Below are 15,712 nucleotides of genomic sequence, written 5' to 3'. Positions count from 1 at the left end.
CGATGACGATCGTCGACGACACGACGAGCACGGCCTTCGACGAGGCCGCCTTCGAGCATCTCAAGGCCGAGGTGACCGAGTGGGTCCGCGGGCCGGGCGAGCGGTGGGCGGACGAGATCGAGCGTACCGGGCGCGTCGCTCCGGAGCTGTTCCAGGAGCTCAAGGACCGCGGCTGGCTGAGCCTCGCCGCGCCGCGCGAGCTCGGCGGACGGGACATCCCGTTCTCGCGCTACCTCGAGGTCATGGAGATCGTCAGCCGCTCGCACGCCTCGATCCGCATGCTCGTGCACGTGATCAACGGCACCTGGCGGGCGATGGCGCCGTACGCGACCCCCGAGCAGATCGAGGAGGTCGTCAAGCCGAGCGTCGCGGGCGACAAGCTCGTCGCGTTCACGCTCACCGAGGCCACCGCCGGCACGGGCGCGGACATCCGAACGACGGTCCGCCGCGAGGGCGACACCTACGTGATGAACGGCGAGAAGCACCTCATCACGTTCGGCGTCAAGGCCGACTACTGGCTCATCGCCGCGCGCCTCGAGGGCACCACCGGCCAGGACGGCACCGTGGCGTTCCTCATGCCGAACTCGGGCCTGCCGGGGGCCGAGGTGATCGACGACTCCGACACGATGGGCATCCGCGGCACCGACCACGCGATCCTGCGCTTCACCGAGACGCCGATCCCCGCCTCCGCACGTCTCGGTGAGGAGGGCCAGGGCCTCGAGGTCGCCCTCGGCGGCTTCCTCCTGCCGAGCCGCGTCTCGGTTGCGATGAGCGCCGTCGGCCTCGCGGAACGTGCCAACGAGCTCGCGGTCGAGTACGCGAACGAGCGCGAGACGTTCGGCAAGAAGCTCTCCACCCGCCAGGCGATCCAGTTCTACCTCGCCGAGAACTACGCCGACATCGCCGCCGCCCGGGCGCTCGTGCTCGAGGCCGCCCGCGCGTACGAGGAGGGCCGCCCCGACGCGGGCACTCTCTCGAGCGCCTCGAAGATGGTCGCGGTCGACATGCTCGCCCGGGTCACCGACAAGGCGCTGCAGGTCCACGGCGGGCAGGGCTACTGGAAGCGCAACGCGATCGAGCGCGTCTACCGCGACGCGCGCGCGCAGCGCTTCGAGGAGGGCACCAACGAGATCCAGAAGCTGGTCGTCGGCCGCGCCGTCGTCACCGGCAAGGCCGGGTTCTGAACCGCAACCACACGACGGCCGGGAGGCGCGGTGCGGGCCCGCACCGCGCCTGGCGGCCCTGACAACGCAAGGAACACATTGGCTGCAACCACCGCTCCCATCGCGCTCATCACGGGTGCCTCACGCGGCATCGGCCGCCTGCTCGCGCAGAAGCTCGGCCAGCGCGGCGTCACCGTCGTGGTGACGTACAAGGGCAACGCCGAGCTCGCCGAGGAGTCCCTCGCCGACGTCCGCGCGGCCGGCGGCGACGGCATCACGGCGCAGGTCGACATCGAGCAGCCGGAGTCGATCGACGCGCTGTTCGACCTCGTCCGCGACACCTACGGCCGGCTCGACATGTTCGTCGCCAACGCGGCCGCGAGCGCGTTCAAGCCCGTCGCCGACCTCAAGCTGCACCACCTCGACCGCAGCTACGCGACCAACGCCCGGTCGTTCGTGCTCGGGGCGCAGCGCGCTGCCGAGCTGATGGACCGCGGCGGCCGCATCGTCGTGGTGACCTCGTACGGCTCGCTCCGCGCGTTCCCCACCTACGCCGCCCTCGGCGCGGCGAAGGCGATGACCGAGGCGTACACGAAGTACATGGCCGTCGAGTTCGGCCCGCGGCAGATCACGGTGAACGCTGTCAACGGCGGCCTGATCGACACCGACTCGCTCGACTACTTCTACAACTCCGTGCCGGGGATGGCGCCGATGGACTCGGTGCTCGAGAAGCTCCCGCTCCAGCGTCCGGGCACCGCCGACGACATGGCCGACGCGGTCGACTTCCTGCTGTCCGACAAGGCGTCGTACATCACGGGCCAGACGCTCTCGGTCGACGGGGGACTCACCGTCATCGCGCCGCCGTACTGGGCCGACACGACCTCGCCGCTGCGGGACGCCGTCCTGCCTGCGGCAGAGTAGGGGCATGAGCACCGTCGCCATGCCCGACCTCGCCGTCATCGCCTCGCCGTGGACCCTCGGCCCGCTGACCCTCCGGAACCGGGTGGTGATGGGGTCGATGCACACCGGGCTCGAGGTGCACGACGACGGCGGCGCGGGCATGGCGGCGTTCTACCGGGAGCGCGCCGAGGGCGGGGCGGCGCTCATCGTCACCGGCGGGATCGCGGTGAGCGACGAGGCGCGCGGCGGGCCCGACTTCGCGGTGTTCGGCGTGGACGGCGCGGACGAGCGGTTCCGCGTGGCGGTCGACGCCGTGCACGACGCCGGCGGAGCGGTCCTCGCGCAGCTGTTCCACGCGGGCCGGTACGCCCTCGTGAACGGCATGGTCGACCGGCACGGACGCCCGCAGCGTGCGGTCGCACCGTCCGCGCTCCCGTGGGCGGCTGCCCGAGGCGTCGTCCCCGAGGAGCTGACGGGCGCGGAGGTCGAGCGCACCGTCGAGGACTTCGCCGCCGCAGCGCGGTCGGCCAGGGACATCGGCTTCGACGGCGTCGAGATCATGGCGTCCGAGGGCTACCTCATCAACCAGTTCCAGTCGCCGCTGACGAACCTCCGCGACGACGAGTGGGGCGGGTCGCCCGAGCGGCGCCGACGCTTCGCGGTGTCGGTCGTCCGCGCGGTGCGTGCCGCGGTCCCCGAGCTCGCGGTGACGATCCGGCTGTCCGGCGCCGACCTCATGCCCGGGTCGACGACCGACGACGAGGTGGACGCGCTCGTCCACGAGCTGCTGCCGCTCGGCATCGACGGGATCTCCGTCGGGATCGGGTGGCACGAGTCCCGCACCCCCACCGTCCAGGCCGCGGTGCCGCACGGCGCCTGGCTTGCCTACGCCGAACGCGTCGCCCGGGTCGTCCGCGACTCCCCGCACCCGGACGTCCGCGTCATCGCGTCGAACCGGATGACCGACCTCCGCGACGGCGAGGTCGTGCTCGCCGACGGCCTCGTGGACGCCGTCGCCCTCGCCCGCCCGTTCCTCGCCGACCCCGCGATCGTCGACCGGTCGCTGTCGGGTGCCTTCGCCCTCGTGAACACGTGCATCGGCTGCAACCAGGCGTGCCTCGACCGCTCGATCGTCGGCGCCCCGGTCTCCTGCCTCGTCAACCCCCGCGCCGGCCGCGAGCTCGCGTTCCCGCTCCGGCCGACGGAGGCTCCGAAGCGAGTCGACGTCGTGGGTGGGGGACCGGCGGGACTCGCCGCCGCCGTCGACGCGGCCCGTCGCGGTCACCGGGTGACGCTCTGGGAGGCGTCCGACCGCCTCGGTGGACAGTTCGACCTGGCCGCGCTCGTGCCCGGCAAGGAGGACTACGCCGCGACCGTCCGTGCGGCCCGCGCCGAGCTCGACGCGCGCGGCGCCGCCGTGCGCCTCGGACGTGCGGCGACCGCGGCGGACCTGGTGGACAGCGACGCCGTCGTGCTCGCCCCCGGCGTCGTCCCGCGCGCCGTCGACGTCCCCGGTGCCGACCTGCCGCACGTCGTGTCCTACGAGCGGGCGCTCCGCGACGGGGTGCCGGCCGGTACCGTCGCGATCATCGGCGGCGGCGGGATCGGGATCGACACCGCCGCGTTCCTGGTCGAGTCGCCGGACGAGCAGGTCCGCGCCGACGAGTTCGCGCGCCGCTGGGACGTCCACGTGTCGACGGAGGTCGTCGGGGACGTGCCGCAGCGCCTCCCGGCCGCGACGCGCACGCTCCGTCCCGGCAGCGACGTCACCGTCCTCCGCCGCTCCGGGAAGTTCGGCGCGGGGATCGGCATCACCTCGCGGTGGGTCGCGATCGGTCGGCTCCGGGACGCCGGCGTCCGGATGCTCGGCGGGGTGCAGGAGTACCTCCGCATCGAGCCCGGCACGCTCTGGGTCCGCGACGAGCACGGCGAGGAGTCGGCGGTCCCCGCCGACCACGTCGTCGTCTGCGCCGGGCAGGAACGGGCGACGGGGGACGCGGGTGCCGACCGTGGTGCGACGACCGCCGGGCTCGAGCCGGGCCTCCAGGCCGCCGGCGTGCCGTACGCCGTCGTCGGCGGTGCTCGCGACGCCCGGAACGTCGACGCGGTCCGCGCGACGAGCGAAGCACTCGAAGCGGTGCGTCGACTCGCGCCGTGACGCGGAATCTGCAACAATGAACGGTCGAATCGTGGCTGCTCGACCCTCTATCCAGCAGTTCACGACTTCCATCGAGCTTCCACCGTGTGTGCCCCCACGCCCGCGGTTCCGGTTCAACCACAACAACACGCAACAGGAGCAATTGTGGCTGTCAAGATCCGTCTCAAGCGTCTCGGAAAGATCCGTGCGCCGTACTACCGTGTCGTCGTCGCCGACTCGCGCACCAAGCGCGACGGTCGCGTGATCGAGGAGATCGGCAAGTACCACCCCACCGAGGAGCCGTCGGTCATCGAGATCGACTCCGACCGTGCGCAGTACTGGCTCTCCGTCGGCGCGCAGCCGTCGGAGCAGGTCGCCGCGCTGCTCAAGCTCACCGGTGACTGGGCCAAGTTCAAGGGCGAGAAGGACACCGCCTCCAAGGTGAAGACGGCCGAGCCGAAGCAGGCCTTCGTGGCCGACTCCGCGAAGAAGCCGGTCCTCAAGCCGAAGTCGGAGAAGAAGGCGGAGGCCCCGGCCGCTGCCGAGGCTCCGGCCGACGACGCTGCCGAGACGACCGAGGCCTGATTCCTTGCTCGAATCCGCGCTGACGCACCTCGTCAAGGGGATCGTCGATCACCCGGACGACGTGCGCGTCGCCAGTTCCACCTCCGCGCGGGGCGAGGTCCTCGAGGTGCGTGTGCACCCCGAGGACCTCGGCCGCGTGATCGGTCGCGCCGGACGGACCGCAAAGGCGCTCCGCACCCTCGTCTCGGCTCTCGCCGACGGCAAGCGGGTGCGGGTCGACGTGGTCGACACCGATTCCTAGGGAGACGACCCAGCTCCGGGTGGGTCGCATCACGAAGGCGCACGGGCTCAAGGGCGGCATCAAGCTCGAGCTCTACACCGACGACCCGGATCGTCGGTTCACGTCAGGAGCCGTGTTCACGCTCCAGGTCCCGGACGACTCGCCCTGGTCGGGCAAGACCATCACGTTGGACGAGCTCCGCTGGTACAACGGCCACCCGGTCGCCTTCTTCGAGGGCGTCACGGACCGCACCGCTGCTGAGACACTCGCGCGGGCGATCCTCTGGGTCGAGCAGGACGCCGACGCCGAGACCGGCGAGGACGACGCCTGGTACGACCACCAGCTCGTCGGGTTGACGGTCCTCCGCGACGGGGTCTCCGTCGGGAAGGTCGCACGGGTCGACCACCTGCCGGCGCAGGACCTCCTGGCCGTCGACACCCTCGATCGCGGCGAAGTTCTCGTGCCGTTCGTGTCGGCCATCGTGCCCGCGGTCGACATCGCCGCCGGCACCGTCACGGTCACCCCGCCGACGGGCCTGTTCGAGGATCCCGAGGACACCTCCCGGCCCGAGACCGTCACGGACTAGTCCGCGTGCGCATCGACATCGTCACGATCTTCCCCGAGTTCTTCTCGGTCCTCGACGTCTCGCTCCTCGGCAAGGCCCGCGTCGACGGACTGCTCGACCTGCACGTGCACGACCTGCGCGCCTGGACCACCGACCGGCACCGCACCGTCGACGACACCCCGTACGGCGGGGGAGCGGGCATGGTCATGAAGCCCGAGCCGTGGGCGCAGGCGCTCGAGTCGGTGTTCCGGCCGGACGGCTCGTCCACCCTGGTCGTCCCGACGCCCGCGGGCACGCCGTTCCGGCAGGCGATCGCGCGCTCGCTCGCCGCCGACACCGACCACCTCGTGTTCGCCTGCGGGCGGTACGAGGGCATCGACGCCCGGGTGCTCGAGTGGGCCGCACCGCGGGCGACGGTCGTCGAGCTGTCCCTCGGCGACTACGTGCTGAACGGTGGCGAGGTCGCCGCCATGGCGATGATCGAGGCCGTCGGACGCCTCGTCCCCGGTGTCGTCGGCAACCCGGAGTCGCTCGTCGAGGAGTCGCACGAGGACGGCCTGCTGGAGTACCCGTCGTACACGAAGCCGGCCTCGTGGCGCGGCCACGACGTGCCCGAGGTCCTGCTGAGCGGGCACCACGCACGCGTCGCCGCGTGGCGGCACGAGCAGCAGGTGGAACGCACGCGTCGCGTGCGCCCCGATCTGCTGCCCGACGCCGACTAGTCGGCTCCGTCGTTCCGGCCTGGAGGCGCGGGGCGGGCCTGCACCGTGCCTCCTGGCCGTCAGGCCGTCGCGTCGCGCTGGGCGCGGCGCAGGGTGAGGACCTCCGGTCCCTGTTCGGTGACCGCCACCGTGTGCTCGACGTGCGCCGCACGTGAACCGTCGACGCTCTTGAGCGTCCAGCCGTCGTCGTCCTGGTACAGCTCGTCGGTGCCCTGCATGAGCCACGGCTCGATCGCGACGACCAGGCCCGGGCGGAGCTTGAGCCCGCGACCCGGACGCCCGTCGTTCGGCACGTGCGGGTCGCCGTGCATCGTCCGGCCGACGCCGTGGCCGCCGAACTGCAGGTTCACGTCGTAGCCGGCCTGCTTCGCCACGTGGCCGATCGCGTGCGACACGTCGCCGAGCTTGTTCCCGACCCGGAACTGGTCGATGCCCGCGACGAGCGCCTGTTCGACCGTCGCGATGAGACGCTGGTCGTCCTCCCGCGGCGCACCGACCTGCACCGTGACGGCCGAGTCCGCGACCCAGCCGTCCACGCTCGCGGCGAAGTCCAGGCTGACGAGGTCGCCGTCGACGAGCACGCGGTCGTGGGGCAGGCCGTGGAGCGCGGCGTCGTTGACCGACGTGCAGAGGTTCTTGCCGAACGGGCTCTGCCCGAACGACGGGTGGTAGTCGACGTAGCAGCTCACCGCTCCGCGGTCGGCGATCATCCGCGCCGCGACCCGGTCGAGGTCCAGCAGGTTCACCCCGACGTCGACCGTGACGAGGAGCTCGTCGAGGACGTCGGCGACGAAGCGACCGGCGGCGCGCAGGCCGTCGAGCTCAGCTGGGGTGCGCAGTTCGATCATGGATCCCATCCTGCCCGGTTTTGCCGGGCTGCCGTCCTGTGGCAAGATGGATCGCTGTGCCCTGGCTGGACTCTGCCACGGGGGAGTCGCCGACACCGGGCACGCACCTCACACGTATTCCGAAACCGATCCGCGGCGACCCGTGCGCGTCCGCAGAGAGTGAACCCATCATGAGCCAGCTCCTCGACCACGTCGACGCGGCGTCGTTGCGTACCGACGTCCCGGACTTCCGCCCCGGCGACACCATCAAGGTGCACGTCAACATCATCGAGGGCACGCGCTCGCGTATCCAGGTCTTCCAGGGCGTCGTCATCGCGCGTCAGGGTCACGGCCTCGGCGAGACCTTCAAGGTCCGCAAGGTGAGCTTCCAGGTCGGCGTCGAGCGCTGGTTCCCGGTGCACTCGCCGATCATCGACCACATCGAGATCGTCACCAAGGGTGACGTCCGTCGCGCGAAGCTGTACTACCTGCGCGAGCTGCGCGGCAAGGCCGCCCGCCGCAAGATCAAGGAGAAGCGCGACGCCTGATCGCCTTCACAGTGGTCGCCCGCGGGCCGGGCGACGCTGACGGGCCCTCGTCCATGTACGGTTGTGCGTGGACGGGGGCTTTCCTGTTGTTGAGGGGCTTTCCCGTTGCGGGGGAAGTGTGCACGAACGAGAGTGGAAATGACCGACACGACGAGGGAGCCGGGGCTCCGCCCACGGTCCGGCAAGAAGCGGAACGGCGTCCTCACCTTCATCCGCGATCTCGTGATCATCTTCGTCGCGGCCTTGCTCGTCTCGTTCCTCGTCAAGACGTTCCTGGTCCGGTCGTTCTACATCCCCTCCGGGTCGATGGAGAACACCCTGCAGATCAACGACCGCGTGATCGTGAACGAGCTCGTGCCGAACGTCGTCTCGCTCAAGCGCGGTGACGTCGTCGTGTTCAAGGACCCGGGCGGCTGGCTCACCGGCACCGACGTCCCCAAGGTCGCGCCGACCACCCCTGCCGGGAAGGCGCTCGACTGGGCGTTGACGCAGATCGGTCTGGGCACCGGCGACAGCGACGACCACCTCATCAAGCGGGTGATCGGTCTGCCGGGCGACCGGGTCTCCTGCTGCAACGACCTCGGACAGATGTCCGTCAACGGCGTCCCCATCAAGGAGCCGTACCTCAAGCTGCCCGCCGGGGCCCCGGCCTCCGCCACCGACTTCTCCGTCACCGTGCCGAAGGGCACGATCTGGGTGATGGGTGACAACCGGAACGACTCCAAGGACTCCCGGTACAACGGGGACACCCCCTCCAAGGGCTTCGTCCCGCTGTCCGACGTCACCGGCCGCGCCTTCGTGATCTCGTGGCCGACGAGCCGGTGGGCATGGCTCGACGACTACCCGGACGTCTTCGCCGGCGTGGAGGAGCGCGACAAGTGACCGCGGTGCGTCCCTCGCTCCGGGTCGAGAAACGGCTGCTCGGCTCGGGCCGGGTCACCGTGATCGGCATGGACGAGGTCGGTCGCGGAGCGATCGCCGGCCCCGTCGCGGTCGGGGTCGCGGCGGTCACCGTCGACATCGGACGGGTGCCGCAGGGCCTGGCGGACTCCAAGTTGTTGACCGCTGCCCGTCGCGATGCACTCGTCCCGGTCGTCGAGCGGTGGGCCCCCACAGCCGTCGGCATGGCGTCCGCCGAGGTGGTCGACCAGCAGGGGATCGTGCCCGCGCTGGGACAGGCGGGAGCGGCTGCGCTCGCCACCCTCGTCGCTTCCGGGGTGTCGCTGCAGGGCGCGGTGGTGGTGCTGGACGGCTCGTTCGACTGGCTGACGCGGGCCGTCCCGGCGGCGCTCCTCGCCGGGGTGGACCCGCTGGACGTCGTCGTGCGGGTGAAGGCGGACCGCGACTGCGCCTCCGTCGCCGCGGCGTCGGTCGTGGCGAAGGTCGCGCGGGACGCGCTGATGGTGGCGGCGCACGACGACGCACCCCACTACGCGTGGGCCTCGAACAAGGGCTACGGGTCGACCGCGCACTACGACGGCATCCGGGCGGTCGGCACGCACGCGCTGCACCGCCGGTCGTGGTTGCACCAGGCGTCGAGCGTCGCGCTCGACGGGTTCGAGGAGCTCGACGCCGTCGTCTGACCCCGGCGGCGGTGTGTGGGCCGCGCACGTGTGCTCGCCGTAGACTGTGGGCGCGATGGATGACGACGAATTCGACGACTACGACCGCGAGGTCGAACTTGCCCTGTACCGCGAGTACCGCGACGTCGTGTCGCAGTTCCGGTACGTGGTCGAGACCGAGCGACGGTTCTACCTGGCCAACGAGGTCGAACTGGTGCGCCGCGACACCGAACACGATTTCTACTTCGAATTGTCGATGACCGACGTGTGGGTGTGGGACGTCTACCGCTCCGATCGGTTCGTGAAGTCTGTCCGCGTCCTCACGTTCAAGGACGTGAACGTCGAGGAACTCACGACGCGTGAACTCGAATTGCCGAAGGAACTCGCACTCGACGAGTGATCGTTGCGGGGATCGCCGAGGTGGAATGCGCGCATCGGAAATGATTCCGCTACATTGATCGGGAGAGACTTCCCCGATCAAGGAGATCGAAATGGCACAGAAGGTCACCGTCCAGCTCGTCGACGACCTCGACGATTCGCCCATCACGCCGGGTGACGGCCGGACCGTCGAGTTCGCGTTCGACGGTTCCACCTACGAGATCGACCTCAGCAACGACAACGTCGACAAGTTCCGCGAGGCGATCTCGGACTACATCGCGGCCGCCCGCAAGGTGACCGGTCGACGCAGCTCGTCCGCCGGAGCGACGAAGTCGGCGCCGAAGCGCGGCAACTCCGAAGAGCTCGCGAAGGTGCGCGAGTGGGCGAAGGAGAACGGGTACGAGGTGTCCAGCCGTGGACGTATCTCGACGCAGGTGCAGGAAGCGTACGCGGCCGCTCACTGACAATTCCTCGGGAGGGCCGGACGGGTTTTCCGTCCGGCCCTCCCGTCATTCCTGCACAGGCCCGTTCCGCGGACCTTTCGTCCACTGATTCCGCTTCCTTGCTCCGGTCGCCCGGTGTGCACGTGATCGTGGCTTCGGAGGAAACGACATGGAACAGGAACACATCGGCGCGCGGGGTCGACTCGGCCGCCACGGGGAAGCCGTCGCCGCCGGATGGCTCGAAGAGCGCGGCTACCGCATCGTGGATCGGAACTGGCGGTGTGCCCGGGGCGAGCTGGACCTGGTCGCGTGGGACGGCGGCACGCTGGTGTTCGCCGAGGTCAAGACGCGGGCCGGCACGTCCGTCGGGCACCCGCTCGAGGCGATCACCAGGCAGAAACTCGGCCGCATCCGGCACCTCGTACCCGCCTGGTTCGCCGCACACCCCGAGGTGTCGGCCCCGGCGATCCGCATCGACGCGCTCGCCGTGCACGTGGACGGCCCCCGCAACGTCGTCCAGCACCTGGCGGGTGTCCTGTGACCGGGATCGGACGCGCGAGCGCCGTCGCCCTGCTCGGCGTCACCGGACGCCTGGTCGAGGTCGAGGCGCACCTGACCAGCCAGCTGCCCGCCTTCACCATCATCGGTCTGCCGGACACGTCGCTGGGTGAGGCCCGCGACCGGGTGCGGTCGGCCGCCGCGAACGCCGGGTGCCCGCTGCCCGCACGGCGGATCACGGTCAACCTCACCCCGGCAGCCGTGCCGAAGCGGGGATCAGGGTTCGACCTCGCGATCGCGATGGCGGTCCTCGCCGGAGCCGACGTCGCGCCGCTGGCCTCGGAGCGCACGGTGTACGTCGGCGAGCTCGGGCTGGACGGTCGGACCCGGCCGGTCGTCGGCATCATCCCGATGCTGCTCGCCGCTCGCGACGCGGGGGTGGAACGGGTCGTCGTCCCGACCGGCAACGTCGACGAAGCCCGTGTCGTCCGCGGTCTGACCATCACCGGGGTGTCCTCGCTGCGTGCGGCCGCGATCGATGCCGGCGCGGCGCTCCCACCGGTCGAGGTCCAGCCGGTGCAGCACGCTCCCGCCCTGCCGCCGGCCCCCGCCCAGACGCCCGAGCTCGCCGACGTGCTCGGGAACCCGGTGGGCGTCCGGGCTCTGCTCGCGGCCGCGGCGGGGCGGCACCACGTGCTCCTCCTCGGTCCGCCCGGCGCCGGGAAGACGATGCTCGCCGAGCGGTTGCCGGGGCTCCTGCCGGACCTCGGCGACGAGGCGGCGCTCGAGGTGGCCTCCGTGCGCTCCGTCGCCGGGCTCGGTGACCAGTCGTGGACCCGGCGCCCGCCGTGGGAGGCGCCACACCACTCGGCGTCGGCGATCGCCCTCATCGGCGGCGGTTCCGGCACGATCCGTCCGGGGGCGGTGTCGCGGGCGACGCGGGGCGTGCTGTTCCTCGACGAAGCAGGGGACACCCAAAGGCGACGGAACGCGACAGAATCGAAGCATGAAGGTCAAGAGGTCGGTTCTCTACACACGAGTATCACGCTCGACCGAGGAGTCCGTCTCGGTTGATCGTCAGGAGCGCGAGCTGAGGCAAGTGGCCGAGCGCGAGGGTTGGCCCGTGGTCGCGGTCTTCCAGGACGACGGGCTGTCGGGTCGGACTGAGCGGGCGAAGGCTGATGCTGCTTTGGCGATGTTGGCCGAGGGTCGAGCCGAGGTCTTGATGGTGTGGGAAATGTCGCGGTGGTCCCGCATGGGGCTGGGGGCCGTCGCGAAGCTGGTGGACGTGCTCGACGAGAAGCCGGACGCCCTGTTCCTCGCGCAGAAGGAAGGCCTCCGGTCGGATCAGCCCGCGTTCCGGCTCATGGCGTCTGTCATATCCGAGGTCGCGCGGATGGAGGCCGAGGGCACGAGAGACCGGATCAAGGCCATGCGGTCGTACGTGCTATCCGAGACTGACCCCAGCCAGACGCGCTGGCTCGGAGGCTCGGTGCCGTTCGGGTACCGACCGGTGATGAGAGAGGGAGGCGGCAAGGCGCTTCAGCTCGACCCGGACGAGGCCGCGGTGGCTCGTGAGGCTGCCGAGAAGTTCGTCGCGGGGATGAGCTTGACGGACGTGACCCGGTTGCTCCAGGAGCGACATGTGGCCACTCCACAGTCTCCGGCTAGGCGTGCGAGACAGGCGGGGAAGCCGGTCGATGGGCTCGACGCGGGGACGTGGCGGATCACGACCGTGCGGAAGCTCCTGCTCTCTCCCACGCTGATTGGTCGGACGACTCAGGGCGACGGGGTCGTCACGGACGCCACCGGGCTCCCGATCACGCGGTGGGAGCCGGTGATCGACGTAGGGACCTGGAACGCGATCCAGACCAAGGCCAAGGCGCGAGCCCCGTACCAGGATCGGAAGGCGTCGAGCTGGCTGTCGGGCTTCCTGTTCTGCGGGCTCTGCGGGAGCGTGCTCTATGTCAACTCCCGGAAGGATCGCGTCAACGGGTCATTCCGGTGTGCCAACAAGGCCATACCCGGTCAAGCATGTCCCGGCGTCTCGATCAGCCGCGAGGGCGTCGAGGCTCACATGGAGGGCGTCATCCTCGGGATGATCGGCGGGCTCGACGAGTACCGAGTCACGGAGCGCATAGAAGGAGCCGACGCCGGGGAGCTCGATGCCGTAGCTCAGGCGATTGCGGACGTGCAGTCGGCCCTTGCTGGGGACGATGCCGACTACGGGGCGCTCCTGCCGAAGCTGGACGAGCTCAAGGCGCGGAGGCGTGCGCTTCAGGAGGCCCCGGGTCGAGTCGTCAAGACGCGCGAGTCAACCGGGCGGAAGCTGGCTGACGCCTGGGCCGAGGGGAGCGTCCGGGAGCGTCAGTACATCATCAGCGACATGATTCGCGGGATCGAGGTCCAGCCGGCGACAAGGCCGAGACAGCCGGTCGAGGAACGGCTGGTGATCGTGTGGAATGACCCGGCGGCAGAGGACGACGACTGAATCTATGAAGTTGCTGAGTGAGCGCTGAACAGGGTTGATACTTGATGCACCCGTCGGCGCTGGGTCGACGGCAGACAAGGAGACACCATGGCCCGCACCAAGGCACAGAAGCGCCAGCTCGACCTCGTTCGAGACTCGATCTTCCACAACCAGCGTCGAATCGAGGCGGAGATTGAACGGCTGACACGCGAACTCGACGAGCTCGCTGAGGCGGACCAAGCCCTGCTGGGCGTGCTGTGACTCCGAAGGAGCGCGACGCTCGACGCAAGGCCACCTGGAGTGCAGAGCGCTGGGCTGAGTACCAGGAGCGCCAGAAGCGGCTGGACGCGGAGTACAAGGCACGAGCAGACGCGAGCTGGAGACTGCGAGTGCAGAACGGGGAGGTCCGACCCAGTTCGACCAACGTTCGGGAGGCGGTCAAGACCTGGCGGGGGTACTAAGCCCCGTGGCCGTCCCGCCTGGGCGCGACAGATTGAGGCATCCAACTCAACACAGAGAGGTTGTCTCATGTCAGACCAACAACTCGTCCAGGCCGCTCCCGTCGAAAAGAGCCCCAAGAAGCGCTGGAGCGGCAAGAAGAAGCTCTTGGTGCTCGGCGGGGTGCCCTTCGCCGGGCTGGGAACCATCGCGGCTGCGGCGGCGGTATACTTTGCTCTCGCGGGGGTGACCGGGACAGGGACCAACGGAGACTTCAGCGCGAAGTTCCAGAACATGTACCCGCCAACACTCGACACCTCGGGCCTTACGGTTCAGCCAAGCGGGTCCGCGAGCGTTGACGGGAGCGGGAAGCTGGCCCTGCCGGCGCTGACCGTCTACCCGGGGGAGTCGTACACGATCCAGGGTGACGTCATCAGCTCCGGCTCGACCGGGTACATCTCCGGGGTGCAGCTCCCCGGGCTTCCCAAGAACACCACCGTCACGGTGGTCAGCGGGTGCGGGGCCACTGTGTCGCCAACGTCGGCGGCGCAGGTCAAGCTCCAGATCACAGCGCCCACGACTCAGACCGCGGGTGCTTCATGGACGCTCGCATCCGATGCGGGCGTCAAGGCATCGCCGGGCACCAAGCCCGCGGGGCTCACCTGCACCCCCTGGGTCGCTCCGTAACAGAACAACGACGCAAGGCCCCGCAGCCAGACGGTTGCGGGGCCTTCGTCGCGCCCGGACACGATACTCGGTTCGAAGACTCGTTCGCGTGTCATGCGGCGTGTCGCGTCGAAAGTATGTTCCGCTCACGTATTCTGGTATGGCACAGGGTGCAAGAGCCTTGTGAGGATCGGAGTTGTTCATGACCCGTACCATTTGTCCCAAGTGCGGCAAACCAGCCAGCGTGACTACCGACAACCGCCTAGGGAATCACCCTGGCCGTGGCAGCGTCCTTCGCTGCGACTTCACTACCCAACCCGTCACAACACCAACCTTCGAGGGCTCAAGGCGTCCAACGCCTGCCGAGCTCGCGGCCGAACGGTTCCGCGAGCGTGAAGCTCAGCGCCTAGCACGCGAGAAGCTGATTGCCGAGGAGAAGGCGCGGATGGCCGCGTGGGTTCGTCGCGCAACCGTCAAGTCAGAACGCCGTGACGAGGGGTACGCGTATCCGCGCATCCACGTCGTGAGCGGTGGACTGCCGGGACACGGCCGGCGCCGGTAGTCCCGCAAGCACAGAAGCGCCCTCGTCCGGACTTGGACGAGGGCGTTTCTGTGTTGGCGGGGGTCACTTGAAGCGCGCGAGCTCGACCTCCGCGATTGCGAGCTGCGTCCGGGTGTCGGACAGGAGTTGGGCACAGTTGGCGATGGCGACCGGGTTGGTGAGTCGCTGGAGTGCGGACCTGTGCGTGTCGACTGCGGCACGGAGGTCCTTCACGTTCTGCTCCAGGAGTGCGACGTGTCCCTCGGCCCGCCATTCCAGCTCGTGGAAGTAGGCATCGCGGGAGCTTACGCATTCGTCGCAGCCAGCGTCGAAGTGGGCGCCGACTGCGTCGTCGAAGTCGTCCTGCGACATTGAGTTCGGGTTGACCGAATTGATTGCGTTCATGGTTCTATTGTGCGCTCTGGACACCGGAAAGTTATTGGGCTTGATATTCCCGCCTTCGCTTGGGCTTTGAGCGTCAGAATTGAGCCAACAAAGCAACCCAGCAAGGAAGGCACGGCCATGAGCAATCTGGATAAGGCGGCAGAACTCCTCCGGAAGGAGCAGGAAAACGGCGACATCGACGACATCGAGGTTTACCTGGCGAAGGTCGCAGAAGTCGCGGAACTCTGCCGAGCAATTCGCGCGGACCACAAGAAGGAAGTTGCTGTTCTCGCGTCGAAGCGTTCGCGGGCGAAGCGCCAGGAGCGGATCAAGAAGGCGCTGGAGCTGCTGGAGGCGCAGGAGTCGGGAGAGGCGCAGGAGTCGGGAGAGGCGCAGGAGTCATGATGTTTCAGAAGCAGCAAGGCATCATCCCCACGCACCTCGACGTCCTCTGTCCCGACGTGGTAGACGCGGAGCAGCTGGGCGACCTCGAAGATCGTCTGGAGGTCAGCGGCGATCTGCTGATGCGCTGGTATCGCGTCCTCCATTGAGCCTCACACGAGAAAGCCCCGATCAGAGCACTTCTGGTCGGGGCTTTTGTGCGTCCAAACTGTCCGAATTTGGCGCCGTGGGACGACTTTCGGATGGTTCGTAGCACCTAGTAA

The 15,712-nt window shown here is 69.3% G+C and carries 21 protein-coding genes; 19 read left to right on the top strand and 2 right to left on the bottom strand.

Features of this window, described 5'->3' with window-relative positions; genetic code table 11:
* Nucleotides 1-2 precede the first annotated feature (2 nt).
* From Csp2054_RS12240 to trmD, 7 genes are all read left to right on the top strand, one after another.
* On the top strand, nt 3-1,184 hold the full coding sequence (locus tag Csp2054_RS12240; RefSeq protein ID WP_096899590.1) for an acyl-CoA dehydrogenase family protein: 1,182 nt from the start codon (nt 3-5) through the stop codon (nt 1,182-1,184).
* Between the two features lie 78 nt (nt 1,185-1,262).
* On the top strand, nt 1,263-2,084 hold the full coding sequence (locus Csp2054_RS12235) for an SDR family oxidoreductase (RefSeq protein ID WP_096899589.1): 822 nt from the start codon (nt 1,263-1,265) through the stop codon (nt 2,082-2,084).
* 4 nt (nt 2,085-2,088) lie between these two features.
* Complete coding sequence (locus Csp2054_RS12230; RefSeq protein ID WP_255252726.1) at nt 2,089-4,221, top strand: FAD-dependent oxidoreductase; 2,133 nt, start codon at nt 2,089-2,091, stop codon at nt 4,219-4,221.
* A 144-nt stretch (nt 4,222-4,365) separates the two neighbouring features.
* Nucleotides 4,366-4,785 carry a 30S ribosomal protein S16 gene (gene rpsP, locus Csp2054_RS12225; protein ID WP_096899588.1) on the top strand — a complete coding sequence of 140 codons (420 nt, stop codon included), beginning with the start codon at nt 4,366-4,368 and terminating at the stop codon, nt 4,783-4,785.
* A 4-nt stretch (nt 4,786-4,789) separates the two neighbouring features.
* On the top strand, nt 4,790-5,026 hold the full coding sequence (locus Csp2054_RS12220) for an RNA-binding protein (protein WP_022902329.1): 237 nt from the start codon (nt 4,790-4,792) through the stop codon (nt 5,024-5,026).
* 19 nt (nt 5,027-5,045) lie between these two features.
* A complete protein-coding gene (gene rimM / locus Csp2054_RS12215) occupies nt 5,046-5,591 on the top strand; it encodes a ribosome maturation factor RimM (protein ID WP_176491683.1) in 546 nt (181 codons plus the stop codon).
* 5 nt (nt 5,592-5,596) lie between these two features.
* On the top strand, nt 5,597-6,292 hold the full coding sequence (gene trmD, locus Csp2054_RS12210) for a tRNA (guanosine(37)-N1)-methyltransferase TrmD (RefSeq protein ID WP_096899586.1): 696 nt from the start codon (nt 5,597-5,599) through the stop codon (nt 6,290-6,292).
* Nucleotides 6,293-6,351: 59 nt separating this feature from the next.
* Here the strand turns inward: trmD and map are convergent, their stop codons facing one another.
* Entirely contained in the window at nt 6,352-7,140 is a 789-nt protein-coding gene (map, locus tag Csp2054_RS12205; protein WP_096899585.1) for a type I methionyl aminopeptidase, read from the bottom strand.
* Nucleotides 7,141-7,310: 170 nt separating this feature from the next.
* Between map and rplS the strand changes: the two genes are divergently transcribed.
* The 10 genes from rplS (at nt 7,311) to Csp2054_RS12160 (ending at nt 14,143) form a co-directional block, all read left to right on the top strand.
* A complete protein-coding gene (gene rplS, locus Csp2054_RS12200; protein WP_096899584.1) occupies nt 7,311-7,667 on the top strand; it encodes a 50S ribosomal protein L19 in 357 nt (118 codons plus the stop codon).
* A gap of 138 nt (nt 7,668-7,805) precedes the next feature.
* On the top strand, nt 7,806-8,549 hold the full coding sequence (gene lepB, locus Csp2054_RS12195) for a signal peptidase I (protein ID WP_096899583.1): 744 nt from the start codon (nt 7,806-7,808) through the stop codon (nt 8,547-8,549).
* A complete protein-coding gene (locus Csp2054_RS12190) occupies nt 8,546-9,250 on the top strand; it encodes a ribonuclease HII (protein ID WP_096899582.1) in 705 nt (234 codons plus the stop codon). Before lepB ends, Csp2054_RS12190 begins: the two co-directional genes overlap by 4 nt.
* A gap of 55 nt (nt 9,251-9,305) precedes the next feature.
* Complete coding sequence (locus Csp2054_RS12185) at nt 9,306-9,629, top strand: DUF2469 family protein (RefSeq protein WP_022902322.1); 324 nt, start codon at nt 9,306-9,308, stop codon at nt 9,627-9,629.
* Nucleotides 9,630-9,720: 91 nt separating this feature from the next.
* The gene (locus Csp2054_RS12180; protein ID WP_096899581.1) at nt 9,721-10,071 is read left to right on the top strand and encodes a histone-like nucleoid-structuring protein Lsr2; all 351 of its coding nucleotides are present in this window, start codon (nt 9,721-9,723) and stop codon (nt 10,069-10,071) included.
* Between the two features lie 148 nt (nt 10,072-10,219).
* Nucleotides 10,220-10,591 carry a YraN family protein gene (locus Csp2054_RS12175; RefSeq protein WP_096899580.1) on the top strand — a complete coding sequence of 124 codons (372 nt, stop codon included), beginning with the start codon at nt 10,220-10,222 and terminating at the stop codon, nt 10,589-10,591.
* Nucleotides 10,588-11,622: an ATP-binding protein gene (locus Csp2054_RS12170; RefSeq protein WP_255252725.1), complete on the top strand. Its 1,035-nt coding sequence runs from the start codon at nt 10,588-10,590 to the stop codon at nt 11,620-11,622. The genes Csp2054_RS12175 and Csp2054_RS12170 overlap by 4 nt, the downstream gene beginning before the upstream one ends.
* The gene (locus tag Csp2054_RS12165; protein ID WP_096899579.1) at nt 11,555-13,039 is read left to right on the top strand and encodes a recombinase family protein; all 1,485 of its coding nucleotides are present in this window, start codon (nt 11,555-11,557) and stop codon (nt 13,037-13,039) included. The genes Csp2054_RS12170 and Csp2054_RS12165 overlap by 68 nt, the downstream gene beginning before the upstream one ends.
* 87 nt (nt 13,040-13,126) lie before the next feature.
* Entirely contained in the window at nt 13,127-13,279 is a 153-nt protein-coding gene (locus tag Csp2054_RS17815) for a DUF1003 domain-containing protein (protein WP_141399256.1), read from the top strand.
* Nucleotides 13,280-13,546: 267 nt separating this feature from the next.
* A complete protein-coding gene (locus Csp2054_RS12160) occupies nt 13,547-14,143 on the top strand; it encodes a hypothetical protein (RefSeq protein WP_096899578.1) in 597 nt (198 codons plus the stop codon).
* Nucleotides 14,144-14,747: 604 nt separating this feature from the next.
* Here the strand turns inward: Csp2054_RS12160 and Csp2054_RS12155 are convergent.
* Nucleotides 14,748-15,068: a hypothetical protein gene (locus Csp2054_RS12155; protein WP_141399255.1), complete on the bottom strand. Its 321-nt coding sequence runs from the start codon at nt 15,066-15,068 to the stop codon at nt 14,748-14,750.
* 117 nt (nt 15,069-15,185) lie between these two features.
* On the opposite strand from Csp2054_RS12155, the gene Csp2054_RS12150 reads away from it, so the two are divergent.
* Both Csp2054_RS12150 and Csp2054_RS18160 read left to right on the top strand, forming a co-directional pair.
* On the top strand, nt 15,186-15,452 hold the full coding sequence (locus Csp2054_RS12150) for a hypothetical protein (protein WP_096899576.1): 267 nt from the start codon (nt 15,186-15,188) through the stop codon (nt 15,450-15,452).
* Entirely contained in the window at nt 15,449-15,598 is a 150-nt protein-coding gene (locus tag Csp2054_RS18160; RefSeq protein WP_176491682.1) for a hypothetical protein, read from the top strand. Before Csp2054_RS12150 ends, Csp2054_RS18160 begins: the two co-directional genes overlap by 4 nt.
* Nucleotides 15,599-15,712 lie beyond the last annotated feature (114 nt).

Origin of the sequence: Curtobacterium sp. 'Ferrero' (assembly GCF_002412165.1) — a bacterium.
In the GTDB taxonomy this organism is placed as follows: Bacteria; Actinomycetota; Actinomycetes; order Actinomycetales; family Microbacteriaceae; genus Curtobacterium.
Note: the sequence above shows the minus strand (reverse complement) of the source record. Positions and strands in the feature narration are given on the sequence as shown.